Source organism: Aminobacter sp. NyZ550, assembly GCF_025628925.2.
Lineage (GTDB): Bacteria > Pseudomonadota > Alphaproteobacteria > Rhizobiales > Rhizobiaceae > Aminobacter > Aminobacter ciceronei.
In genome coordinates this window covers 5372913-5396691 of sequence record NZ_CP114190.1, presented here as the reverse complement: position 1 = coordinate 5396691, position 23779 = coordinate 5372913, and the positions used below count along the sequence as shown (strand labels likewise).

24 protein-coding genes are annotated in these 23779 nt (G+C 64.0%); 5 read left to right on the top strand and 19 right to left on the bottom strand.

The genetic code is table 11. The features are described from left to right. Positions 1–4: 4 nt before the first annotated feature. Together N7E70_RS26790 and N7E70_RS26785 are read right to left on the bottom strand one after the other, a co-directional pair. Complete coding sequence (locus N7E70_RS26790; RefSeq protein WP_269441430.1) at positions 5–1390, bottom strand: sensor histidine kinase; 1386 nt, start codon at positions 1388–1390, stop codon at positions 5–7. Then, a complete protein-coding gene (locus N7E70_RS26785) occupies positions 1387–2061 on the bottom strand; it encodes a response regulator transcription factor (RefSeq protein WP_067965571.1) in 675 nt (224 codons plus the stop codon). The genes N7E70_RS26790 and N7E70_RS26785 overlap by 4 nt, the downstream gene beginning before the upstream one ends. A gap of 211 nt (positions 2062–2272) precedes the next feature. Here N7E70_RS26785 and N7E70_RS26780 point away from each other — a divergent pair, with 211 nt between their 5' ends. After that, a complete protein-coding gene (locus tag N7E70_RS26780) occupies positions 2273–2872 on the top strand; it encodes a class I SAM-dependent methyltransferase (protein ID WP_263008113.1) in 600 nt (199 codons plus the stop codon). After that, a complete protein-coding gene (locus N7E70_RS26775; RefSeq protein ID WP_263008112.1) occupies positions 2869–3486 on the top strand; it encodes a DedA family protein in 618 nt (205 codons plus the stop codon). The genes N7E70_RS26780 and N7E70_RS26775 overlap by 4 nt, the downstream gene beginning before the upstream one ends. 57 nt (positions 3487–3543) lie before the next feature. Here the strand turns inward: N7E70_RS26775 and N7E70_RS26770 are convergent, their stop codons facing one another. From N7E70_RS26770 to N7E70_RS26705, 14 genes are all read right to left on the bottom strand, one after another. Continuing rightward, the gene (locus N7E70_RS26770) at positions 3544–3861 is read right to left on the bottom strand and encodes a hypothetical protein (protein ID WP_067965566.1); all 318 of its coding nucleotides are present in this window, start codon (positions 3859–3861) and stop codon (positions 3544–3546) included. A 42-nt stretch (positions 3862–3903) separates the two neighbouring features. Next, positions 3904–4266, bottom strand: coding sequence for a nuclear transport factor 2 family protein (locus tag N7E70_RS26765; RefSeq protein ID WP_067965564.1), 363 nt, complete (start codon positions 4264–4266; stop codon positions 3904–3906). 66 nt (positions 4267–4332) lie between these two features. Further along, a complete protein-coding gene (locus tag N7E70_RS26760) occupies positions 4333–4809 on the bottom strand; it encodes a carboxymuconolactone decarboxylase family protein (protein WP_263008111.1) in 477 nt (158 codons plus the stop codon). A 103-nt stretch (positions 4810–4912) separates the two neighbouring features. After that, entirely contained in the window at positions 4913–6478 is a 1566-nt protein-coding gene (locus tag N7E70_RS26755) for an alpha/beta fold hydrolase (RefSeq protein ID WP_263008110.1), read from the bottom strand. A gap of 85 nt (positions 6479–6563) precedes the next feature. Next, a complete protein-coding gene (locus N7E70_RS26750; RefSeq protein ID WP_263008109.1) occupies positions 6564–6815 on the bottom strand; it encodes a formate dehydrogenase subunit delta in 252 nt (83 codons plus the stop codon). Next, entirely contained in the window at positions 6805–7632 is an 828-nt protein-coding gene (gene fdhD / locus N7E70_RS26745; protein ID WP_263008108.1) for a formate dehydrogenase accessory sulfurtransferase FdhD, read from the bottom strand. The genes N7E70_RS26750 and fdhD overlap by 11 nt, the downstream gene beginning before the upstream one ends. A gap of 7 nt (positions 7633–7639) precedes the next feature. After that, positions 7640–10519, bottom strand: coding sequence for a formate dehydrogenase subunit alpha (gene fdhF / locus N7E70_RS26740; protein WP_263008107.1), 2880 nt, complete (start codon positions 10517–10519; stop codon positions 7640–7642). Positions 10520–10530: 11 nt separating this feature from the next. After that, complete coding sequence (locus tag N7E70_RS26735) at positions 10531–12087, bottom strand: formate dehydrogenase beta subunit (protein ID WP_263008106.1); 1557 nt, start codon at positions 12085–12087, stop codon at positions 10531–10533. Beyond that, the gene (locus N7E70_RS26730) at positions 12084–12563 is read right to left on the bottom strand and encodes a formate dehydrogenase subunit gamma (RefSeq protein WP_263008105.1); all 480 of its coding nucleotides are present in this window, start codon (positions 12561–12563) and stop codon (positions 12084–12086) included. Before N7E70_RS26730 ends, N7E70_RS26735 begins: the two co-directional genes overlap by 4 nt. A gap of 141 nt (positions 12564–12704) precedes the next feature. Further along, positions 12705–13604: a LysR family transcriptional regulator gene (locus N7E70_RS26725; protein ID WP_067965550.1), complete on the bottom strand. Its 900-nt coding sequence runs from the start codon at positions 13602–13604 to the stop codon at positions 12705–12707. Between the two features lie 63 nt (positions 13605–13667). Then, positions 13668–14045 carry a VOC family protein gene (locus N7E70_RS26720; protein ID WP_263008104.1) on the bottom strand — a complete coding sequence of 126 codons (378 nt, stop codon included), beginning with the start codon at positions 14043–14045 and terminating at the stop codon, positions 13668–13670. A gap of 101 nt (positions 14046–14146) precedes the next feature. Further along, a complete protein-coding gene (locus N7E70_RS26715; protein ID WP_154386885.1) occupies positions 14147–14698 on the bottom strand; it encodes an SRPBCC family protein in 552 nt (183 codons plus the stop codon). A 24-nt stretch (positions 14699–14722) separates the two neighbouring features. Further along, complete coding sequence (locus tag N7E70_RS26710) at positions 14723–15130, bottom strand: DoxX family protein (protein ID WP_067965544.1); 408 nt, start codon at positions 15128–15130, stop codon at positions 14723–14725. 33 nt (positions 15131–15163) lie between these two features. Then, positions 15164–15577 carry a VOC family protein gene (locus N7E70_RS26705; RefSeq protein ID WP_067965541.1) on the bottom strand — a complete coding sequence of 138 codons (414 nt, stop codon included), beginning with the start codon at positions 15575–15577 and terminating at the stop codon, positions 15164–15166. A 211-nt stretch (positions 15578–15788) separates the two neighbouring features. On the opposite strand from N7E70_RS26705, the gene N7E70_RS26700 reads away from it, so the two are divergent. After that, complete coding sequence (locus N7E70_RS26700) at positions 15789–16955, top strand: Mrp/NBP35 family ATP-binding protein (protein WP_263008103.1); 1167 nt, start codon at positions 15789–15791, stop codon at positions 16953–16955. 230 nt (positions 16956–17185) lie between these two features. On the opposite strand, the gene N7E70_RS26695 is transcribed toward N7E70_RS26700, so the two are convergent. Genes N7E70_RS26695 through pgi form a run of 3 tightly spaced genes read right to left on the bottom strand, consistent with a single transcriptional unit; the run spans position 17186 to position 20134 of the window. Continuing rightward, positions 17186–17647 (bottom strand): GNAT family N-acetyltransferase, encoded by a 462-nt coding sequence (locus N7E70_RS26695; RefSeq protein WP_263008102.1) that lies wholly within the window; start codon positions 17645–17647, stop codon positions 17186–17188. Positions 17648–17700: 53 nt separating this feature from the next. Next, positions 17701–18429, bottom strand: coding sequence for an HAD family hydrolase (locus tag N7E70_RS26690; RefSeq protein WP_182575542.1), 729 nt, complete (start codon positions 18427–18429; stop codon positions 17701–17703). Between the two features lie 55 nt (positions 18430–18484). Further along, positions 18485–20134: a glucose-6-phosphate isomerase gene (gene pgi, locus N7E70_RS26685; RefSeq protein ID WP_442866482.1), complete on the bottom strand. Its 1650-nt coding sequence runs from the start codon at positions 20132–20134 to the stop codon at positions 18485–18487. A gap of 273 nt (positions 20135–20407) precedes the next feature. Here pgi and pdxR point away from each other — a divergent pair, with 273 nt between their 5' ends. Together pdxR and N7E70_RS26675 are read left to right on the top strand one after the other, a co-directional pair. Further along, on the top strand, positions 20408–21901 hold the full coding sequence (gene pdxR, locus N7E70_RS26680; protein ID WP_067965532.1) for a MocR-like pyridoxine biosynthesis transcription factor PdxR: 1494 nt from the start codon (positions 20408–20410) through the stop codon (positions 21899–21901). 280 nt (positions 21902–22181) lie between these two features. After that, entirely contained in the window at positions 22182–23771 is a 1590-nt protein-coding gene (locus N7E70_RS26675) for a trimethylamine methyltransferase family protein (protein ID WP_263008101.1), read from the top strand. The last annotated feature ends 8 nt before the right edge of the window (positions 23772–23779 follow it).

Here is a 23779-nt window from a genome sequence, read left to right as displayed (position 1 = left end):
GACCTCAGGCCTGCGCGAAGACCAGCCTGAAGCAGGCGCCTTTCCTGTCGCTGCCGGCGAGCTCGATGCGGCCGCCATGGATCTGCATGATCTCGTGTACGAGGTTAAGTCCGAGGCCGGCGCCATGGCCGCGCGGGCGCAGGCGATAGAACGGCTCGAAGATCTTCTCCCGTTCCGCCGCCGGCACGCCGTCGCCCTCGTCCGAAACCTCGATCGTGGCCGGGCTGTTGACGCCGATGGTGATCCTGCCGGCATTGCCGCCGTGCTCGATGGCATTCTGGACGAGATTGGTGATGGCGCGCTCGACGGCGGTGCGGTCGCCATTGGCAAACAGCTCGCCGCGTGCCGGTTCGAACGACATCTCGTAGCCGGCGGCAAAGGCCATCGGCGCCAGGTCGACGACGACCCCACGGGCCACCGCCACCAGGTCGAAGCGGGTGAATTGCTGCGTCTGCCGGCCGAGCCGCTGGATGTCGAGAAGCTGGTCCGTCAACGTCGACAGCCGCGCCGTGTCCTGCAGCAGCCGCGCCCGTTCGGGTGTCGCCGGCAGCGAGGTGATGCGGGTGTTGAGGATGGCGACCGGCGTGCGCAATTCGTGCGCGGCGTCGATCAGGAAGCGTTTGTGCCGCTCATAACCCTTGTCGAGACGGTCTAGTGCTCCGTTGACGGCCCGGACCAGCGGCGCGATTTCCGACGGGATGCGCTCCACCGGCAGTCGCACCCCGCGTTCGTCGATGTCGATTTTTTGCGCCAGCGCGGCCGCTTGCCGGAGCCCTCGGAAGGCACTGCGCACCACCAGAGGGATCACCAGCAGCGTTGCCACCGCCATCACCCCGCCGACCGGCAGGATGATTTCGAGGAACAGCTCCGGCGTAACCGACACCAGCGCCATAATGTGGAACTCGCCCTGGGCGCCGGTGAAGATCTGTACCTTGCCTGCGGCGGTGTCTTCCGCCCATTGCACGGTGGCGGTTGTCCGGCTGCCGCCAGGCTCGGCAACGAAGCGCGCATCGCCGATGTAGTCGAGCGCTTCGGTGATGTGCTTGAATTCCGGGGGGACCGTCCCTTCGGACAGCTCATGCCCGTGCTCATCTTTGGCTATGAACCAGAGATTGGGAACTTCCTTGCGCAATTCCGTCAGCAGGGGGCCCTGCTTGAGCATCAGGTTGCCGCTGCCATCCTTGGTGATGGTGTTGCGGATGACGTCGATGGCGCGCCCTTCGTAATTGTCGGGAATGACGCCGGCGATGGTCAGTCCGCCGAGCAGGATGAAGATCATCAGCGTCAGCAGGATCACCTGGAGCACCACCAGGCGCCACACCAGCCGCCACTTCAGCGAGATCGGGCGGAAGAAGCGCCCCAGCAGGCGGATGATCTTCTGAATGGTCATGAAATCTCGCGCAGCAGGTAGCCGACGCCACGCACGCCGTTGATCTCGACCTTGCCGTCGGCCTCGGCCAGCTTGCGCCGAAGCCGCGACACATGGGTGTCGAGCGCATTGGATTGGATCTCGTCGTCGAGGCCGAACACCGCTTCCATCAGCGACGAACGCTGCACCATGCGGCCCGTCCGACGCAACAGCGCTTCCAGCACCAGCAGCTCACGGCGCGGCAGCGTCAGCGGCTCGCCGCGGACCATGACCTCGCGATGGCCCAGATCGAAGGACAGGTCGCCGGCACGGATGACCTGCGTCTGCACATTGGCCGGCCGGCGCAACAGCGCGCGCAACCGCGCCAGCAGCTCCTCGAAGGCGAAGGGCTTGGCCAGATAGTCGTCGGCGCCCATGTCGAGCCCGTCGACCTTGTCGGAGGTGTCGCTGCGTGCCGTCAGCACCAGCACCGGCGTCGCGTTGCCGCGGGCGCGGATCTTCGGCACCAGCGTCAGGCCGTCGCCGTCGGGCAACTGCCGGTCGAGCAGGATCGCGTCGTAGTTCTCGCTGGCGGCAAAGTCGCCGGCCTCCAGCAGCGATGCGGCGTGATCCACCACCATGTCGTATCGCCGCAACGCCGTTTTCAAAGCCGAAGCCAGTTCTGGCTCGTCTTCCACAAGCAGTATGCGCATTTCAGTCCTCGAAGGGCCCCTCGGTGCCGCCCCGGCTATTCCCTCAACATTGCAGAAGCATTGCGCAATAGAGGCCACGATCGAATGCAGCCGTCGAAATGCCCGGTTCTCAGGCTCTGTCGCAATGCATGTGTAATCCAGCGGCCTCAAACAGCTCCAGCTAAAGGCAGGCGACCGATTCGCCGGCAGACGATTTCGAAAGAGGTTCGCAATGGCCGCAAATGACACTTTATCCTTTCTCATGGCATGGGCCACGGCGCCACTCAAGGTCGCCTCGATAACGCCGTCCAGCTCCAGCCTGGCCACGCTGATGACCCAGGAGCTCGGTCCCGAGACCGGGCCTGTCCTCGAACTCGGCGCCGGCACCGGCCCGTTCACCCGCGCCATGCTGGCGCGCGGCGTCAGGGAAAGCGACATGACGCTGATCGAATTCAACAGCGATTTCGCCCATTTGCTCAGGTGCCGCTTCCCCAAGTCACGGGTGCTGGAAATGGATGCGGCCGATCTTCGCTACCGGCCGATCTATGACGGCCCGGTTGCCGGTGCGGCCGTCAGCGGCCTGCCCTTCCTGGCGATCCCGCCGCGCCAGACACTGTCCATCCTCGAAGGCATTTTCGCAAATCTCCGGCCCGAGGGGGCGATGTACCTATTCACATACGGCTTCCGGTGCCCTATTGATCAGCCGCTTCTCGACAGGCTCGATCTCGAAGTGACGCGCATTGGCCATACCTTCCGCAACCTGCCGCCGGCAGCTGTCTATCGGATCACAAGGATGAAGCCGGCAAAGAGTTACGACTGGCGCTTTTCATGATTCCATCTTTCCTGGGTTTCGGTCTGCTCGGTGCGGCATGTCTTGCCTTCACCGAGAAGGTCTCGCCTGTCCCGCCGTCGCATGTGCTGCTGCTGTTCCTCGGCATGACGGCGGCGCCCGACATCCAGACGTTGGTCGCCCTGATGTTTGCGACGACCTTCGGTTCGACGCTGGGATCGATGATCTGGTACACCGGCGGCAACTGGCTGGGGCCTGACCGCGCCGATGCAGCGGTCCGACGGTTCGGCAAATACATCTTCCTCAAGCACGCCACCTATCAGCGGCTGACGGTGGCTTATCGCCGCAACAACGCCCGCGCATCGCTGATCGCCCAACTGGTGCCGGTGGCGCGGACCTATCTCGCACTCGAAGCAGGCGTGCTCAGGCTAGCGTTCGTGCCTTTCGCGATCGCCACCATGACCGGCGCCTTCATCTGGAACGCCGCGTTCCTGATCGGCGGCTATATGATGCGCGACAGCGACCACGACCCGGTGACGATCGGCTTTCGCATCATCGCCATCGTCGTCGTCGCCGAGATCGTCTTTCTCGTCGCCCTGCGCCACAACGCACGAGGGCAGGACAAGGACCAGCCCTCGGGAGAGACGCACCCATGACGTTGTTGCCCGGCACCAGGAAACCTGCTGCCGGGCACTGCTTTTGATCGGGCTGCCTCAGCCCTGGATAACGCGGTAGAAGTTCCAGTAGGACGAGCCTGAGACGACGAAGGGCTCAAGCTTCTTTCCCCATTGGGCATGGGCGTCGATCTTGGACAGCTTGGCGAACATCTCCTCGATCTGCGCCAGGCTTTCGACGTTGTGGTTGACCTCGATTGTGGCTTCCTTGGCGCCGATCGATCCGGTCAGGATCTGCATGGCCATCTTGTCGGTCCCGGCCTGCGGACCGATTTCCCGTTCCCATTGGCGCAACAGATCGATGGCACTCTGCTTGTGCCCGAAGCGGGCATCGATCTTCCAGCGTGCGACGAACATGGCTTCCTCCCATCTGGCGGGCGACCATTCGCCCGCATCCGATCACTCGTCCCAGGCCTGCACGACTGTCTGCCGCGCGATCTTGCCGTCCTTGAGTTCCAGCATCGCAGCGCAGAAAACCTTGGTGCCGTCCGGGTAGGCGCAGTCCTGCGAGAAGGCGAGGTTGTCGCCTTGCGCAATTGTCAGGTCGACGCGATGGCTCATCGCGCGGCTGCAGATGTCGTCCCAAAAGGTGGTGATCGCCGCGCGGCCGCGGATTTCACGCGGCTTGCTGGGTGGATTGTTACGGTCGATGACCCGCACCAGTGCGTCGTCGGCGTAGAAGCTGGAAAGCATCGGCCCGTCGCGGCTTTCGATCGCCTTCTTGATCGAGGCACCGGTGACGGCTTCCTTGGTAGCAAGCATCTTTTCCTCCTGTCGGCCGGCCTTTCGGGCGGCCTCTTGTTGTGATGGTCCCGGCGCGACCTCGAGCTATTGCGACTTCGCCTTGGCGGCGGCCATCGCCGTGTCGACCTCCTGCTTGAACTGCGGGTAGTCGACCTGCATGCCGTTCAGAACGGTCGACCAGTGGCGGACGACGGCGGCCATCGCCACCGCCTCGCGGATTTCCTCGTCAGTGGCGCCATTGGCCTTGGCTGCGGCAGTGTGGAAATAGACGCAATACTGGCACGGTATCTGGGCAGCGACGGCGAGGCCGAGCAGTTCCTTGGTCTTGCCGTTCAGCTCGGTCTTGGGATTGAGCTGGATGCCCTTGAACTCGGCCCAGGCGCCGGCGATGCCGGTTTCCGGAAATGCCTTGAAGAAGCTGGGCACCGAACCGAGCGTGGCTTCGATGTCCTTATAGGTCGCCTCGGCCGAGGCGTCTTCGGCGCCGGCGGTCGATGCGGCCAGAACGGCGAAACCGGCGGCCATCGCCAGTGTGGTGAGCATTCCACTTGCCTTGGTCATGTCTTCCTCCTTCGCAGTTTCGAGGCGCTGTCTCCGCCTGCCTGCATCGGAAAACTCTAGTCCGGGCGCAGCAATGTCGCTTCGCCCGAAAAGGCCACTGGTCCTATGGCCCGTCCGGGCCAGTCTGCCGCACCGCGAATGCCGCCGCCGCCGCGCGCGAAGGCAGGTCGAGCTTGGTCAGTATGTTGGCGACATGGCGCTTCACCGTGTGTTCGCTGAGGCTGAGTTCGATCGCGATGGCGGCATTGCTCTTGCCGTCGGCGATGAGCGCCACGACTTCGTTTTCGCGCGCCGTCAAGGTGGAAGGCTCGGCTGCGGCGGGCGCGCGGCTGCGGCATGCCGGTTCGAGATGCTGTTCCGACGTCGCCTCGACCAGGGCCAGCGGTGCCTCCAGATCGTCGAGCGCCAGACGGCCTGCGTCGACGAAATACAGACCCGAACCGGTTGCGATTTCGGAGACAAGCCGCGATGCCAGAATGCCGCCGCGCCCGGCATGCTCGGCGATCTTGACGGCGACACGCATCGTCAACCCAGATGGTGGCCCGCGGGCGTCGATCTCGCCGACATGCACGCCCTGGGCACTGGCGATGCCGATGCCCTGGGCCGCCTCGCGCAGGGCGGCTGCACATCTGATGGCACGCGCCGGTCCGTCGAAACGCGAAATCGCCACGTCGCCATACTGGTCGACGACGCGGCCGCCATGCCGGCCGACCAGCAGGCGCAACGTTTCCTGAAAGCGCAGGCTGCGTTCGCTCCACATCCTGTCGCCGAGCCGCGCCGTATCAGAGACGCGCGTCACCAGAAGCGCCGCCAGCACCCGGTCGGTATCAGGTGGCGCATGCGTGCCTGTCAGGAATTCCTCGATCAGGTCGGCGACGCGGTTGACGTCGCCGGTCCAGATCGGGTGGTCGCGCCCGGAAATCTCGCAGAGCCGCGCGTCGGGAATGTTCCGGACAAGGTAGCGGCTGGCCTCCGGGTCGACGCGGGCGTCATTGCGGCGGTGAATCAAAAGCGTCTGCGCCCGGATGCTGGCAAGCGCACCGCGCACGTCGATTTGGGCGTTCATCCGGGCCAGTGCCGTCGCCGCCGTCGGGCTCGCCGACAGGCGCTCGAAGCGCGCCCACCAGGCGGCGAAGCGGGCGTCGTCGACGCGGCCCGGCGCGAAGTTATGCAACGTCGCGCCCGTGCCCCAGCCTGTCTCGGCCGCCTCGATGAATTGCTGCAACCGTACCGGGTCCATCACCCATTTGTGGAACTGGGCATAGCCGGCATAAAGCACCAGCGAACGTGTCCGTTCGGGATAGGTCGCGGCAAACAGGATCGCCATCGGCGCGCCTTCGGAAGCACCAAGTATCGCCGCGCGGTTGGAGCCGGCGGCATCCATCACCGCACGCACATCGTCCATGCGCGTTTCGAGGCTCGGCAGCGCGTTCGCGTCGACGCGGTCGGAAAGCCCGGTGCCGCGCTTGTCGAACAGGATCAGGCGCGAGAAGGCGGACAGCCGGGATAGCAGCCGGCTGTAGCCTTCGTCTTCCCAGTGCAGGTCGAGATTGGAGATGAAGCCGGGAACGAAGACGAGGTCGAGCGGACCCTGGCCAACCACCTGATAGGCGATCCGGACGTCACCGCTGCGCGCATATCGAGTAGCGATCGGCCTTGGCACAGCCATCCCGCCTGCGAATTGCATTAGGTCTGGCTAAGACTAGCAGGTTTCCGGCAGGAAGGAGAGGGGGCGTCGACGGCCCCCGACGCGATCAGGCTGCGTCCTGCTTGGGGCGACGGATGGTAGCGGCCGCTTCGATGACCAGCGGCTTCATGCCCTTGCCGCCTTCGTCGAACATCTCGAAGAACTGGCGCCGCATGCGGGGATCCCAGAACTTGTTGATGTGGTCGGCGACACCCGCCACGCCTTCGTCATGCGGTTTGGAATCGAAGAAGGTGGCGATCTGGTTCGCCATATAGACGAGCTTTTCCTTGGTGCTCATCCTGCCGTCATCATGCGACATTTTTCGTGGCTCCGGTATTTATACGGTCAGGGTGGGTAAAGATGTCGAAATCGTCGCCGCGCACCAGCGCAACAAGCGTCATGCCCGCCTGCTCGGCGGTGCGTATGGCCAATGCCGTCGGTGCCGAAACGGCGATGATGAAGGGGGCGCCTATGGCCGCTGTCTTCTGCACCATTTCCACCGACACGCGGCTGGTCACCACCACGGCGCCCGAGGCGCCATCGATGCCTGCCTTGTTCAGCGCACCGGCAAGCTTGTCGAGCGCGTTGTGGCGCCCAACATCCTCGCGCGCCGCAACGATACCCTTGCCCGGCACGTAGAAACCGGCGGCGTGCACCGCGCCCGTCTCGGCATGCAGCGGCTGTACCTTGGACAGCAGTTTCACCGCCTGCACGATGTCGTCGGCGGAAAGCCCTGATGACGATGTGTGGACGTCGTCGACCGAACGCATCGCCTCCTCGATCGACTCGATGCCGCAAAGGCCGCAGCCGACCGGGCCGGCAAGCCGGCGACGGCGCTGCTCGAAGCGCTTGTTGGCCTTGTCCTTGAGCCTGATCTGGATGTCGATGCCGGCCTCGACATCGAGCACTTCGATGGACTCGATCTCTTCGACCGAGCTGATGATGCCTTCGGTCAGCGAGAAGCCGAGCGCGAAATCCTCGAAATCGGCCGGGCTCGCCATCATCACCGCATGGGTGGTGCCGCCATAGGACAGCGCCACCGGCGTCTCCTCCGGCACCATGCGGTTGGCGACCGTGGTGCCGCTCGCCCGGCGGGCGAGACGGCTGGTCTGGGTGATGGCGGGGCGGTCGGTCACCGCAAGGCTACTCCGCCGCTTCCAGATGGCCGGCGATGCGGCGGCTCTGCTGGGCCTGCTCGTTGTAGTCCTTCTGCCAATCCGACGGACCGTTGGAGGCGCCGACCTGAACCGCCGTTACCTTGTATTCCGGACAATTGGTTGCCCAGTCCGAGAAGTCGGTGGTGATGACGTTGGCCTGCGTGTCGGGGTGGTGGAAGGTGGTGTAGACCACGCCAGGCGACACCTTGTCGGTAATCGTCGCACGCAGCGTCGTTTCTCCGGCACGGCTCTGCAGCCTGACCCAGTCGCCGTCGCGCAGGCCGCGCTGTTCGGCGTCGTGCGGATGGATTTCCAGCAGGTCCTCGGCGTGCCAGGCAACGTTTTCGGTGCGCCGTGTCTGCGCGCCGACATTGTACTGGCTGAGGATTCTGCCGGTGGTCAAAAGCAGCGGGAAACGCGGGCCGGTCTTTTCGTCGGTCGCGACATATTCGGTGCGGATAAACTTGCCCTTGCCGCGGACGAAGCCGTCGATGTGCATGATCGGCGTGCCTTCCGGCGCCTTGTCGTTGCACGGCCACTGCACCGAGCCCATCTTCTCAAGGAACTCGTAGGAGACGTTGGCGAAGCTCGGCGTCGTCTTGGCCACCTCGTCCATGATCTCGGACGGGTGCTGGTAGTTCCAGTTCAGGCCCATCGCCTGAGCGAGGCGCTGCGTCACTTCCCAGTCGGCGAGGCCGTTCTTCGGTGCCATCACCTTGCGCACGCGGTTGATGCGTCGCTCGGCGTTGGTGAAGGTGCCGTCCTTCTCGAGGAAGGTCGAACCGGGCAGGAACACGTGGGCGTAGTTGGCGGTTTCGTTGAGGAACAGATCCTGCACGACGACGCATTCCATGGCTTCCAGGCCGGCCGACACGTGCTTGGTGTCGGGGTCCGACTGCAGGATGTCCTCGCCCTGGATGTAGATGCCCTTGAAGGTGCCGTCGACGGCGGCATCCAGCATGTTGGGGATGCGCAGACCCGGCTCGTTGTCGAGCTTGACGCCCCACAGGCTGTCATAGATGTCGCGCACGGCATCGCCCGAGATGTGGCGGTAGCCCGGCAGTTCGTGCGGGAACGAGCCCATATCGCAGGCGCCCTGAACGTTGTTCTGGCCGCGCAGCGGGTTCACGCCGACGCCTCTGCGGCCGATATTGCCGGTCAGCATGGCGAGGTTGGCGATGCCGATGACGGTCGTCGAACCCTGGCTATGCTCGGTGACGCCGAGGCCGTAATAGATCGCGCCGTTGCCGCCGGTGGCGTAGAGGCGGGCCGCACCGCGGATGGTCTCGGCCGGAACGCCCGACAGCTTCTCGACTTCCTCGGGGCTGTGGCGCGGATCCGAGACGAACTCGGCATAATCCTGGAATTCCGACCAGTCGCAGCGCTCGCGGATGAACTTCTCGTCGAACAGGCCTTCGGTGACGATGACATGCGCGATCGCGGTAACCACGGCGACGTTGGTGCCCGGCTTCAGCGCCAGATGATGCTCGGCCTCGATATGGGCCGACTTCACCATTTCGGTGCGGCGCGGATCGATGACGATAAGCTTGGCGCCGGCGCGCAGGCGCTTCTTCAGGCGCGAAGCAAACACCGGGTGGGCCGAGGCAGGGTTGGCGCCGATGATCAGCGCGACATCGGTGTCCTCGACCGAGTCGAAGTCCTGTGTACCGGCCGACGTGCCATAGGTCTGGCCGAGGCCGTAGCCGGTCGGCGAGTGGCAAACGCGGGCGCAGGTGTCGACGTTGTTGTTGCCAAAGCCCTGGCGGATCAGCTTCTGCACGAGGAAGGTTTCCTCATTGGTGCAGCGCGACGAGGTGATGCCGCCGATGGCGCCGCGGCCGTACTGATACTGGATGCGGCGGAATTCCTTGGCCGTGTGTGTCAGCGCCTCTTCCCACGACACTTCACGCCACGGATCGGTGATCTTGTCGCGGATCATCGGGTTGAGGATGCGCTCCTTGTGCGTGGCATAACCATAAGCGAAGCGGCCCTTGACGCAGGAGTGGCCACGGTTGGCCTTGCCGTCCTTCCACGGCACCATGCGCACGAGCTCGTCGCCGCGCATCTCTGCCTTGAACGAGCAGCCGACACCGCAATAGGCGCAGGTGGTGACGACCGAGTGCTCGGGCTGGCCGATCTCGATCACAGACTTTTCCGTGAGCGTCGCCGTCGGGCAGGCCTGCACGCAGGCGCCGCAGGAAACGCACTCGCTGTCGAGGAACAGTTCATGCGCGCCGGGCGAGACACGGCTGCCGAAGCCGCGGCCTTCGATGGTCAGCGCAAACGTGCCCTGCACCTCTTCGCAGGCCCGCACGCAGCGCGAGCAGACGATGCATTTGGACGGGTCGTAGGTGAAATACGGGTTGGACTCGTCCTTGGCCATCCACTTGAAGTTTGCGACGCCGTCATTCTTGGCGCGAACATGGTTGTCGCCGTCATAGCCGTAGCGCACGTCGCGCAGGCCGACGGCACCCGCCATGTCCTGCAATTCGCAGTCGCCATTGGCGGCACAGGTCAGGCAGTCGAGCGGGTGATCGGAGATGTAGAGCTCCATCACGCCCTTGCGGATGTCCTTGAGGCGGCCGGTCTGGGTATGCACGACCATGCCGGGCATGACAGGCGTCGTGCAGGACGACGGCGTGCCGTTGCGGCCTTCGATCTCGACAAGGCAGAGGCGGCAGGAGCCGAAGGCGTCGACCATGTCGGTGGCGCAGAGCTTCGGGATGGCGATGCCCGCTTCCATCGAAGCGCGCATGATCGAGGTGCCTTCGGGCACAGTGACCTCGAAGCCGTCGACGGTCAGCGTGACTTGCTTTTCGGCCTTGGAGGCAGGGGTGCCGAAGTCGATTTCGTGAATGAGACCCATGATGTCGTCTCCTATTCCGCTGCCTGGGCGACCGCTGCCGGCCGGAAGTCTTCGGGGAAATGGTGGATGGCGCTCATGACAGGGTACGGAGTAAAACCGCCGAGAGCGCAAAGGGATCCAAACTTCATCGTGTTGCAGAGGTCGGTCACCAGCGCGAGCTGCTTTTCCGGCTCGATGTTCTGCTTGAGCTTGTCGAGCGTTTCGACACCGCGCGTCGAGCCGATGCGGCAGGGCGTACACTTGCCGCAGCTTTCGATGGCGCAGAATTCCATGGCGAAGCGTGCCTGCTTCAGCATGTCGGCGCTGTCGTCGAACACGGTGATGCCGGCATGGCCGATCAGGCCGTCACGTTTGGCGAACTCCTCATAGTCGAATGGCGTGTCGAACAGAGCGCGCGGGAAGTAGGCGCCGAGCGGGCCGCCGACCTGCACCGCCTTGACCGGACGACCGGTCGCCGTGCCGCCGCCGATCTCGTCGACAATCTCGCCCAGCGTCAGGCCGAAGGCAACTTCGAACAGGCCGCCATGCTTGACGTTGCCGGCGATCTGGATCGGGATGGTGCCGCGCGAGCGGCCCATACCGAAGTCCTTGTAATACTGCGCGCCCTTGTCCATCACGATCGGCACCGAGGCGAGCGAAATCACGTTGTTGATGACTGTCGGCTTGCCGAACAGGCCCTGGATCGCCGGCAGCGGCGGCTTGGCACGGACCACGCCGCGCTTGCCTTCGAGGCTGTTGAGCAGCGAGGTTTCCTCGCCGCAGACATAGGCGCCGGCGCCCGAGCGGATTTCGATGTCGAAGCCCTGGGAGGATCCAAGCACGCTCTTGCCGAGCACGCCGGCGCGACGGGCAACTTTCACCGCCTTGTCCATCACGGCGATGGCGTGAGGATATTCGGAGCGGATGTAGACGTAACCCTTGGTGGCGTGGGTGGCGAGGCCGGCGATCGCCATGCCCTCGATCAGCACGAACGGGTCGCCTTCCATGATCATGCGGTCGGCGAAGGTCGCCGAGTCGCCTTCGTCGGCATTGCAGACGATGTACTTCTGATCGGCCGCGGTATCGAGAACGGTCTTCCACTTGATGCCGGTCGGGAAGCCGGCGCCACCGCGGCCGCGCAGGCCGGACTCGGTCACTTGCTTGACGATGTCGGCCGGCGCCATTGACACGGCCTTGCGCAGGCCGGCAAGGCCGCCATGAGCTTCGTAATCTTCCAGCGAAATCGGGTCGGTGATGCCGCAGCGGGCGAAGGTCAGGCGCGTCTGCTTGGCGACAAATGGCAGTTTTTCCGGATCGCCGAGCAACAGCTTGTGCTGGCCGCCATTGGCCAGGCCGGCGTCGAACAGCGAAGCGACGTCCTTGGCAGAGACCGGGCCGTAGGCAACGCGACCGGCTTCGGTCCTTACTTCAACCATCGGCTCGAGCCAGTACAGGCCGCGCGAACCGTTACGCACGATCTTGGCGTCGATGCCGCGTGCAGCAATTTCTTTCTCGACCGCCTTGGCGACCTTTTCGGCGCCGAGCGACAGTGAACCCGAATCGCCGGGAATGTAGATCGTCACGCTCATGAGCGGATCTCCTCGGCGATTTCATCGATCTTGCCGGCGTCGAGACGACCGATCACTTCGCCGTCGAGCATCGCGGCAGGAGCACAGGCGCACAGGCCGAGGCAATAGATCGGCTCCAGCGTCACTGCGCCATCCTTGCTCGTCTCGTGGAAACCGATGCCGAGCTTCTGCTTGATCTGGGCGGCGATCGCGTCGCTGCCCATCGACTGGCAGGCTTCGGCCTGGCAGACCTTGAGCACGTGCCGGCCGGCCGGGTGGTGGCGGAAATCGTGATAGAAGGTGAAGACGCCGTGCACTTCGGCACGCGACAGGTTCAGTGCCTCGGCGATGATCGGCAGGGTTTCCTGCGGAACATAGCCAAACTCTTCCTGGACACCATGAAGGATCGGGATCAGCGGACCCTCGAGGTTCTTCAATTCGCTTATCACCGCAGCGGTTCGCTCGGCGAGTTCGGTACTTGCTGGCTGCATGACCACGCAGCGCCCTCCCTGACTTCGCGCCGTTCCCTTGGCGCAGTATGTCTATTGAACCGATCCAAGGGGCCGGAATCAATAAAGCTGTTTCGTCGTATGATAAAAATTTTCTATCGAGTGGACGAAAGCAGGGGGTAGTGTAGGTCAGGACCTGCGGCGGAAATCGCCTGCCAGCGCCATGGCTTCGTCAAGCAGCGCCTGCACCAGCGTGGTGTTCGGATCGCGCTTGGCGACCACCAGTCCGACCGTGTGGCTGGCATCGGGCTCGACGATCGGTATTGCACGGATCGGTTCGGCAAAACCGAATGTTTCCGCGAGGTTGAGCGGCATGATCGACGACCATTTGCCGGTCCTGATGTGCGAGAAAAGCACGATCATCGAGTTCGATTCCAGCGTCGGCCGCACCTGAACGCCGGCATCTGCCAGGTGCTGGTCGATGATGCGGCGGTTCTGCATGTCGGGGGTGAGCAGGCACAGCGGCAGCGTGCTGACCTCTTCCCATGTCACCTTGTCACGATCGGAATATTCGTTCCCCGCCGCCGTGATCAGCTGGTAGCGCTCCGCATAGAGCGGCACGCTGGTCACCCGGCCGAGCGGCTCGTTGTCGAGATAGGTGATTCCCGCGTCGATCTCGAAATTGCCGAGCAGCGACAGAACCTCGATCGAGGTGCGCGAGAGGATCGAGAAGGTGACGCCGGGGTGCTTGTCGCGGAACGGCGTCGTCAGCCTCGGCACCATGGCGAGGGCTGTCGGGATGGCGGCAATGCGGATTCGGCCGGACAGGCCGTGCCGAGCCGCACGCATCTCCTCGCGCATGGCGCGAGTGTCGCCGACGATGCGCCGCGCCCAGTCCAGCACCTGCCGTCCCTCGGGCGTCAGCCCCTGAAAGCGCGAGCCGCGCTGCACCAGCATCACGCCAAGGATGTCCTCGAGCTGCTTGATGCCGGCCGACAGCGTCGGCTGGGTGACGCCGCATTCCTCGGCGGCGCGCCCGAAATGTTGCTCCCTTGCGAGCGCGATGAAGAACTCAAGCTTGTCGATCATGCCGGAAAACTATCCGGCGTCGGTCGAATTAGCCAGTCTTCACAAGGGACTACCGCATCAAAATCACTGGTTGATCAGGTTGAGGATGTTGCCGTCGGGATCCTTGAACCAGGCAACCCGCAAGTCGCCGAAGACATGGACGTCGCCTTCGAGCCTGACATTGGGCATGTCGTAGTGCTCGAACGCCACGCCCTTCGACCTCAGCTCATCAACGAGGCCGTCGATCCGGTCGCCGACGGCCCAGGTGACCGAGGTCGCCTTGTTGGTTCCGGCATAGTCCGAGCGGTAGACGTTGATCACAGTGTCGCCGCTCTTCAGCACCGACACCTCGTCGCCCATGTGCTCGACCTCGCTGAGACCGAGCGTCTTTTCGTAGAAAGCCCTGGCGCGTCCGAGGTCCCTGACGGCCACATTGGCAACGGCATTGATTTGACCAAGCATGTCAGTCTCCTCTCTGTTGCCCCCGCATTGGGGCAAAGCCCCGGTTGAATATAGTGCCACCCGGTTGGGCGGCAGGTCTTGCTGTGCTGAGACTGGTAAACTCACGAGCCGGCAAGGCGTTTCCGTTCGGCGATCGCCTTGATACTCGCGAGGCCCTTTTCGAAGTCTTTGCCGACCATTTTGTCGAAGTTCATGAACACCTGCATCACCTTGGACATGAACGGTGACGGACCGGTCATTTCCCAGTTCAGGCGCGTCTTTCCGGCCCTCGGTTCCATGGTGAAGCGGGCCTCATTGTGCGCTTCGAACGGCTTCAGGAAGTCGAGCTTGATGACAACCTTGTTCGGTGCCACAGCTTCGGTGATCTCCATCCGGCCGCTGCCGACCTTCTTGTTACCGTCCCATTCGTAGACCGCGCCGCGGCCGGTGCTCGCACCGCTCATCTTGCGCTTGAGGTCGGGGTCGAGCGCCTCCCATGGCGACCAGTCGCGCCAATTGTGGAAGTCATTGATCAGCGAAAAGATGGTATCAGGGTCTGCGTCGACATCGGTCGTACGCTGGATCGAGAAGATAGCGGGTTTGGTCGCGGCGATCGCCAGGATGATGAGGATCGCGAGCACGAGCAGCCCGAGGATGATGGCAAGAACCTGCATTGTCGTCTCCTGGGTATGGCTGGTTCAGCGGCGGAATGGGATCAGCGCCTGCAGACGCGGATCGCGCAGATACAGCCCGCCCCAGGCCATCAGCCCGAGATAGACGCCGAACAAGGTGTGCGAAAGCATCGGATTGCCGATGCGCAGGTGGATGGCGATGGCGCCGCCGAGATAGCCGGTCAGAAGGATCGCGCCGAGGATCGCAGTGCGTGGCCAGGCGTAGAGGATCGTGCATGCCAGGGTCAGCACGCCGAGTGTGCGTGCGAGCTCCGAAGGCAGGCCGAGCGTCGCCATGGTGTCGTGCACGACCTGCAGCGGCACCAGCTTGATTGCGCCGTCAAACAAAAGGAAGGCGATGACCAGGCCGCTGAGAACGCGTCCGGTCCACAGGACGCCATTGGAAATTGCGGGAGTTGCAACCGCAGTATTCATTGTCAGTTTCCTCGTAATGCCGCTAGTTTGAAATTATTCGCCAGCGTTGCCGCTGCTGATCATCCAGGGTGTTCCGAACTTGTCCTTCAGCATGCCGAACCCCTTGGCCCAGAAGGTCGGGGCAAACGGCATGGTGACAGTTCCGCCGTCGGCAAGGGCTGCGAAGATGCGCTCGGCGCGGGCAAGGTCGCCGAGGTCGACCGAGATCGAGAATCCGCCCATTTCGCTCGCATATTGTGGCGGCGAGTCCGACGCCATCAGCGACTGGTCACCGATCGACAGTTGCACGTTCATCACCTTGTCCTGCCAGTCCGCAGGCATGCTGCTCTCGCCGGGTTCGTCACGATAGGTCACCAGGCCGACGACCTGTCCGTCGAACACGTCGGCGTAGAACTCGAAAGCCTCACGGCAATTGCCGTTGAAGAAGAGGTAATTGACGAATTTCATCACGGTTCTCCGGGTGATTGCTCTCCGTATGCCCCAAGGACGCAGCAGGCAGCGCTGATCCTACATCCCTGCTGAAGTTTCTTTGCCGGTGTAACATGGCGCCGGATCAGGCACTTGCCAGCGGTCAGGATCCGGCTGCCATTTCGGGTAGCTTGGTTCTTCCGCCAAACTGCATTATCTCAGGCTCGACACAGAGCAGCAGGTTCGTCACATGACAGTCACCAAGGAAATCGTTGTCGAGCGTCTCAAGACGGTCAATGGCCCGGATTTCTCAGGCAACATCGTCGATCTCGGATTGGTTTCCGACATCTTCATCGCCGACGGCAAGGTGTTCTTCTCGATCACCGTGCCGGCCGCCCGCGCCCAGGAGATGGAGCCGCTGCGTGCCGCGGCCGAACGCGTCGTCAAGGCGATCCCGGGCGTCAGCGGCGCCGTCGTCGCCCTGACCGCAGAGAAAAAGGGCGGCGGCATGGAAGCGCCGGTGCCGCAGAAGCCAGCACCTCGTCCGACGCCCGCACCGGCGGCACGGCCTGCTCCGCACGCACCGGCTTCGCAGACGCAGGGCAAGCGCGGAGTTCCTGGCATCGCCTCGATCATCGCCGTTGCTTCCGGCAAGGGCGGCGTCGGCAAGTCGACGACTGCCGTCAACATTGCGCTTGGCCTCGCTGCCAACGGCCTCAAGGTCGGCGTGCTTGATGCCGACATCTACGGCCCGTCAATGCCCAAGCTGCTTGGCATCCATGGCCGCCCGGAAACTGTCGACGGCAAGATCCTCAAGCCGATGCAAAATTATGGCCTCAAGGTCATGTCGATGGGCTTCCTCGTCGACGAGGAAACGCCGATGATCTGGCGCGGCCCGATGGTCATGTCGGCGCTGACCCAGATGCTGCGCGAGGTCGAATGGGGTCCACTTGACGTGCTCGTCGTCGACATGCCGCCCGGCACCGGCGATGCCCAGCTGACCATGGCCCAGCAGGTGCCGCTGGCGGGTGCCGTCATCGTCTCGACGCCGCAGGATCTGGCACTGATCGACGCGCGCAAGGGTCTGAACATGTTCAAGAAGGTCGACGTGCCGCTGCTCGGCATCGTCGAGAACATGAGCTATTTCATCGCTCCCGACACCGGCAAGCGCTACGACATCTTCGGCCATGGCGGAGCCAAGCGTGAGGCCGAGCGCCTCGGCGTCACTTTCCTCGGCGAAGTGCCGCTGGAAATGGGCATCCGCGAGAGCTCCGACGCCGGCACGCCGGTCACCGTCGCCAAACCCGACAGCGCTCAGGCGCAGACCTACCGCGACATCGCCGCCAAGGTCTGGGAGCGTCTGCGGGAGGAAAAGGGTGCCGCCGAAGCGGCGACGCCGACGATCGTGTTCGAATAGGCGAGGGTTAGGAGGCTCGTGAGACCACTGTCTCATCCTTCGCACCCCTCTCTGTCCTGCCGGACATCTCCCCCGCAAGGGGGGAGATTGGCAGCTCGGACGCCGCAGCACATCCTGCAACGCTGGTGATTGGCGAAAGTCGATTTGACGGCTGATCTTCCCCCTTGCGGGGGAGATGTCCGGCAGGACAGAGAGGGGTGCGAAAGATCGCTACCCGACCGAGTTCCGCCTCACCCCACCCGCGACGGTATACGCCTCATCTCAAACCCCGTCTTGGTCGTCTGGAACCCGGCGTTGCGGTAAAAACCCAGCGTCGCCGGCTCCTTCGAGCTGGTCAGTAACATCACCTTGTAGCAGCCGAGCGACCACGCCTCCTCGACGGCCGTGAGCAGCACTGCCTTGCCATGGCCCCGGCCGCGGAAGTCGGCATGGGTCACCACATTCTCGATCAGCGCATAGTTGGCGCCGCCGCGGACGAAGTTGGGCACCACCACAAGCGTGCAGGTCGCCACCTGCCTTCCGTCGACCAGGCCGAGCAAGATGCCGCTCGGCCCGTAATGCGAGAACCGCTCCCAGATCTCTTCCGCATGTCCGGTGCTGACTGGCTCGTCAGGCACGAGATGACGATAGAGCTGTACCAGTTCGGGCAGATCCTCGCGGGTCGCCCGGCGGATGGTCAGCTCGTCGGTCATGGGTTTTCCTTCGGAGTGGCTGGATGCCTGCGGGTGTTGCCGATGGGCCCCGCTCAGGCCTCGCGTGCCAGATAGGCGGGCAGGTCGGCGATCGAATCGAGCACCACGTCGGCCATCGGCGTCAGCGATTCCCGCGTGCCGGTGCCCGACAGCACGGCGATGGCCAGGGCGCCGCCAGCCTTGGCCATCTCGAGGTCGTGACGATTGTCGCCGACCATGGCGATCTCCTTCGGCTTGAGGCCGGTGAGGTCGGAAAAGGCATGGATCGCATCGGGCGCCGGCTTGGGGTTGGCGACGGCGTCGTAGCCATAGGCCGCGTCGAACAACTGGGCGATGCCGAGCGACAGCAGCGTCTTCTCCGCGCCGCCGGTCGAATCGTTGGTGGCGACGCCGAGGCGGAAGCCGGCGCTGTGCAGGCTCGCCAGCGCATCCTTGCTGCCCGGCAGCGGCACGGCCTTGGCCGAGCCCTGCTCGGCCGATACCTGGTCGAACATCCTGATCAGGTCAGAGCGCTCGCTGTCGGTCGCGCCGGGATACCAGAGCGCGACGATATCGGCGTTGGTGCCGGCGGCAAAAACCGAATCGGCCTTGAAGCAATGGGCGCTGAAATCGTAGCCGGCTGCTTCCATCAGCGCGGTTGCCTGCGCCTGGTCGCCATCCGCCGCCTTCAGCGCCATCATTTCGCCGATGGCGAACCACGTCGCCTGGAAATCGACAAGGGTCCCGTCCTTGTCGAAAAGTATGCCCTTGATGCCCCTCAAATCACTCACTCCTCCGACCATGCGCCCCGGCGGAAGGCCGAATGCGCAGGTGCAATGCCAGGGGCGCCGTCCGCTTCTATTGCCCGCGCGGCGCTCTGAGGCGGTGGATATGCTCCACGAGGCCGGCTGTCGAGGAGTCATGACGCGCGGCATTTTCTCGCCCATCCACGACAGGCAACAAGCCGGTGGCCAGTTCCTTGCCGAGTTCGACGCCCCATTGGTCGAAGGCATTGATGCCGAACAGCTGCGCCTCGACGAAGACGCGGTGCTCATATAGCGCGATCAGCCGGCCGAGCATGTAGGGGTCGAGCTTACGGTAGAGGATCGTCACCGACGGGCGATTGCCCGAGAAAACGCGGTGCGGCGCGATCTTGTCGACCTCCTCCGGCTTGATGCCCTTGGTCAGCATCTGCCGCCGTGCTTCCTCGAGCGTACGGCCCTTCATCAGCGCTTCCGACTGCGCCAGGCAGTTGGCGAGCAGCAGGTCATGGTGTTCCTGCAACTCAGGTTCATGGCCTTCCGCCGCCGCGAGAAACTCGACGGGGATGAAGTCGGTGCCCTGGTGCAGCAACTGGAAGAAGGCGTGCTGGCCGTTGGTGCCCGGCTCGCCCCACACCAGCGGACCCGTCGGCGTCACCACGCCGCCGCCCGATATCGTCACGCTCTTGCCGTTCGATTCCATGTCGAGCTGCTGCAGATAGGCTGGCAGGCGCGACAGGCGCTGGTCGTAGGGGATGACGGCGCGGGCCGGATAGCTGCACACCACCCGGTGCCAGAAGCCGATCAGCCCCATCAGCACCGGAATGTTCTTGAGCAGCGGCGCCGTGGCGAAATGCTTGTCCATGGCATGCGCGCCGGCCAGGAATTCGCGGAAGTTCTTCGGTCCGATGGCGATCATGATCGGCAGGCCGATCGCCGACCATAGCGAATAACGCCCGCCGACCCAGTCCCAGAAGCCGAACACGCGTGACGGCTCGATGCCGAAGGCGGCAACCTTGTCGAGAGCCGTCGATACGGCGGCGAAATGGTGGCCCACCGCCTTGGCCCCCAGCTTCTCCTCCACCCAGCGCCGCGCAGTGGCGGCATTGGTCATGGTCTCGACCGTGCTGAAGGTCTTCGACGCGATGATGAACAGCGTCGTGCCGGCGTCGAGCCCCTTCAGCGTGTCGTGGATATGGGCGCCGTCGATGTTGGAGACGAAATGCGCGCGCGGCCCGTCATGATAGGGCGCCAGCGCCAGCGTCGCCATGGCCGGACCAAGGTCGGAACCGCCGATGCCGATATTGACGATGTCGGTGATCTTCTTGCCGGTGGCACCTGACGCCTTGCCCGAGCGGACGTCGTCGGCGAAGGCCGCCATGGCATCGAGCACGGCGTGCACGTCAGCCGTCACATCGTGGCCGTCGAGCATGACCGGCTCGCCGCGTGGATTGCGCAGAGCCGTGTGCAGCACGGCGCGGTCTTCGGTGACGTTAATGCGCTCGCCGGCGAACATCGCGGCGCGCCGGCCTTCGAGATCGACCGAGTGTGCCAGCTTTTCCAGCAGCGTCATGGTCTCGGCGTCGACAGCACATTTCGACCAGTCGAGCAAAAGGTCGTCGTCGGAGGCGGAAAAATGCTGGAACCGCTTCGGGTCGGAAGCGAATGCCGCCCGGAGATTTCTGGGTGCGTCCTGATGGTGGCTGCGAAGCGCGGCCAGTGCCGCCTTGAAAGGTTGGTCGATCACCTGGGAACTCCGGAAATGTCAGCTGCTGGCATCATCCTAGCAGACCTTGGGGCTGATTGAGAGGCGTCGCGGTGGACTATCGCCGCAAATTTCAATCGATTCAATAGATGTCTTTCAATCGATTTAATCGGTGTCATTTGCAACCGCCGCTGGAAAGGTTCACTGGCATAAATCTATAAGATTAGAAAAATTGATTGGTGCAACTGCTTGTGCCAAGGATAGCTTTCTATGGTCCAGCGAAGTCAAAAGACTGGACATGCAGGAAACGTCCCCATGCCACAGCGAAACGATACGGCTATCTGGTCAGGCTTGTTCAGAATTTCGGCGGAATCAGGTCAGACGCTCCAGGCCCAGATCCGACAGGCGATCGTTGCCGCCATTCTCGACCGCCAGATCGCGGCGTCGATGCCGCTGCCGTCCTGCCGCATCCTTGCCGAAAAGCTCGGCGTCGCGCGTGGCACGGTGGTGCTGGCGTTTCAGCAGCTTGTCGACCAGGGGTTCCTCGTCGCGCGCGAGCGCCGTGGCCACTTCGTCAATCCCGAAGTTCTGGCGACACCGGCCAAGCCGCAGCAGAAGAGCCCCGATCAGGCCAATGAAATCGATTGGAAGGCGCGCCGCCAGATCGCCGCCTCCGACATGCAGCCGCCGGCCAAGCTCGATAACTGGATCAAGTCGTCCTATCCCTTCGTCTATGGCCAGTTCGACCCGACTTTGTTCCCGACCGCCGAATGGCGTGAGTGCAACCGCATGGCGCTGGCCGTGCTCGAGATTCGCAACTGGGCGGCCGACATGGTCGACCGCGACGATCCGCTGCTGATCGAGCAGATCCAGGCGCGTCTGCTGCCGCGGCGCGGCATCTTCGCCAATCCGGATGAGATCATCGTCACGCTCGGCGCCCAGAACGCGCTCTACATGTTGGCCACGCTCTTGATGAGCAAGGGCTCCAAGGTGGCGATGGAAGACCCGGGTTACCCCGACGCGCGCTCGATCTTCCGCCTCGCCGGCGCCGACATCGAGCCCGTGCCGGTCGACCATTCGGGCATCGTCACCTCGGCGGTCCCGTCGGACGCCGGCTTTGTCTTCGTCACGCCGAGCCACCAGTGCCCGACCATGGTGCCGCTGAGTGCCGAGCGCCGGCAGGACCTGCTGGCGCGCGCGGCGCGCAACAACCAGATCATCATCGAGGATGGCTATGACAGCCAACTGCTCGACGAAGCGCCGCAGCAGGCCTTGAAGAGCCTCGATCGCTCGGGCCGCGTCGTTTATGTCGGCTCGATGTCGAAGACACTCGCGCCAGGCCTGCGCCTTGGCTACATCGTCGCTTCGGCCGATCTGATCGCCGAACTGCGCGCATTGCGCCGTTTCATGCTGCGGCACCCGCCGGCCAACAACCAGCGCGCCGTCGCGCTGTTCCTGTCGCTAGGCCACCACGAGGCGCTGGTGCGCCGTCTCTCCACCGCCTTTGGCGAGAGGCGCAAGCGATTGGTCCAGGCGATCTCGGCTTTTCTGCCAGAATGGCAGTCGACCGACTCGGCCGGCGGCACGTCTTTGTGGCTGGAAGGCCCCCGCGGCACCGACTCGCGCGGTCTTGCGGCAGCGGCAGCGGCGCGCTCGGTCATCATCGAGCCGGGTGAGCGTTTCTTCGAGCATTCCGACAAGCCGACACGCTTCATGCGGCTGGGCATCTCCTCGATCGCGCTCCAGCACATCGAACCTGGAATCCGCGAACTGGCAACCGCTGCCGGCCGTCGGCCCGCGGCTGCGTGATCCCTCAGCAGCGCTGCCCGCCCTCCTGGCGCGTAGCGTTGCACCACTTTTTCCAAGCTTCCGATCCCTGCCTGATTTCGGCTCCGATTTCAGGCCTGTCGCCCATGCCGGCCGCCGCTTCGTGCCGCCGCGCATATATGAGCGCTCTGGCATATCCGGCGCAATCTGCTGGCCCATAGTCTGGGCCAATGGACGTTGCATAGTCGCGCAAAGGGAACGAGGCGACACGACGGTGGCATAATCACTGCGGGCCAGCCTCACACGAATTCGGAGGACCTGCATGTCAGTTGCCGTCGAAAGCCATGACCTGTCTGCGGAACAACGCTCACGAAGGTCCGGTGGCAGGGAGGCGCGACGGGCGATGCGCGCCGCTCCGCTGGCCGACGACATCCGCCCCGTGCGGGCCGGTCTCGAAGGCGGCACGTTCAAGGCATTGGGCCAGAACGATCTCGAACGCATCCACGAGGCGGTCCTGACCCTGCTCGAAACCGTCGGCTTCGCCAACGCCATCCCGAGCTGCATCGAGGCGCTGAAGCGGGTCGGCGCCAGCTACGGCGACGACGGCCGCATCCGCTTCCCCAGGGAATTGGTGCTGTCGACCATCAGGAACGCCGCCCGCAACTTCACGCTCTGCGGCCAGGACCCGAGGCACGACATGGTGATTCAGGGCAGGCGGGTCCACTACGGCACCGCAGGTGCCGCTGTTCACCTCGTCGACGTCGAGAAGCGCGAATACCGCGAAAGCCTGCTGCAGGACATCTACGACGCCGCCCGCATCGTCGACGGGCTCGACAACATTCACTTCTTCCAGCGTCCGATGGTGCCGCGCGACATCCCAGACCCGCTGGAGATGGACTTCAACACGCTTTATGCCTGTGTCTCGGGCACCTCCAAACATGTCGGCACCAGCTTCACCGTGCGCGAGAACGTGGCGCCTGCCTTGCAGATGCTCTACGAGATATCAGGCGGCGAGGAAAATTTCCGCGCCCGCCCCTTTGTCTCCAACTCCAATTGCTTCGTCGTGCCGCCGATGAAATTCGCCGAGGATGCCTGCGGCGTGCTCGAAGCCTGCGTCGAGGGCGGCATTCCGATCCTGCTGCTCTCCGCCGGTCAGGCCGGCGCCACCGCACCTGCAGCCATCGCCGGCGCCGTCGTCCAGGCGGTCGCCGAAGTGCTGGCCGGCCTCGTCTATGTCAACGCGCTGAAACCCGCCCACCCCGCCATCTTCGGCACCTGGCCCTTCGTCTCCGACCTGCGCACCGGCGCCATGTCCGGCGGCTCGGCCGAGCAGGCGCTGCTGACTTCAGCCTGCGCCCAGATGGCCCAGTTCTATGACCTGCCCGGTGGCTCGGCCGCCGGCATGGCCGACTCCAAGCTGCCCGACATCCAGTCCGGCTACGAAAAGGGCATCACCAATGTCATGGCCGGGCTGTCCGGGCTCAATCTGGTCTATGAATCCGCCGGCATGCATGCCTCGTTGCTCGGCTTTTGCCTGGAAAGCCTGATCATCGACAACGACATGCTGGGCCAATGCTTGCGCTGCGTGCGCGGCATCGAGGTCTCCGATGAGGCACTCTCCATCGCCACCATCTCCGAAGTCTGCCTCAACGGCCCCGGCCATTATCTCGGCAACGAGCAGACGCTCCGGCTGATGCAGACCGAATATTTCTATCCCGCCGTGGCCGACCGCTTCTCGCCCAAGGAATGGAACGAAAAGGGCAAGCCGGATCTGCTGGGCAAGGCGATCGCGGAGAAGAGACGCATCCTTGCCGAGCGTTTTCCGCGACATATCCCGCGCACCCTCGACGACAGGCTGCGCGCCCAATTCGGCGAACTGATCAAGTTGCCGCGCTCGGGCATGGGCGGGTAACGCCAGAA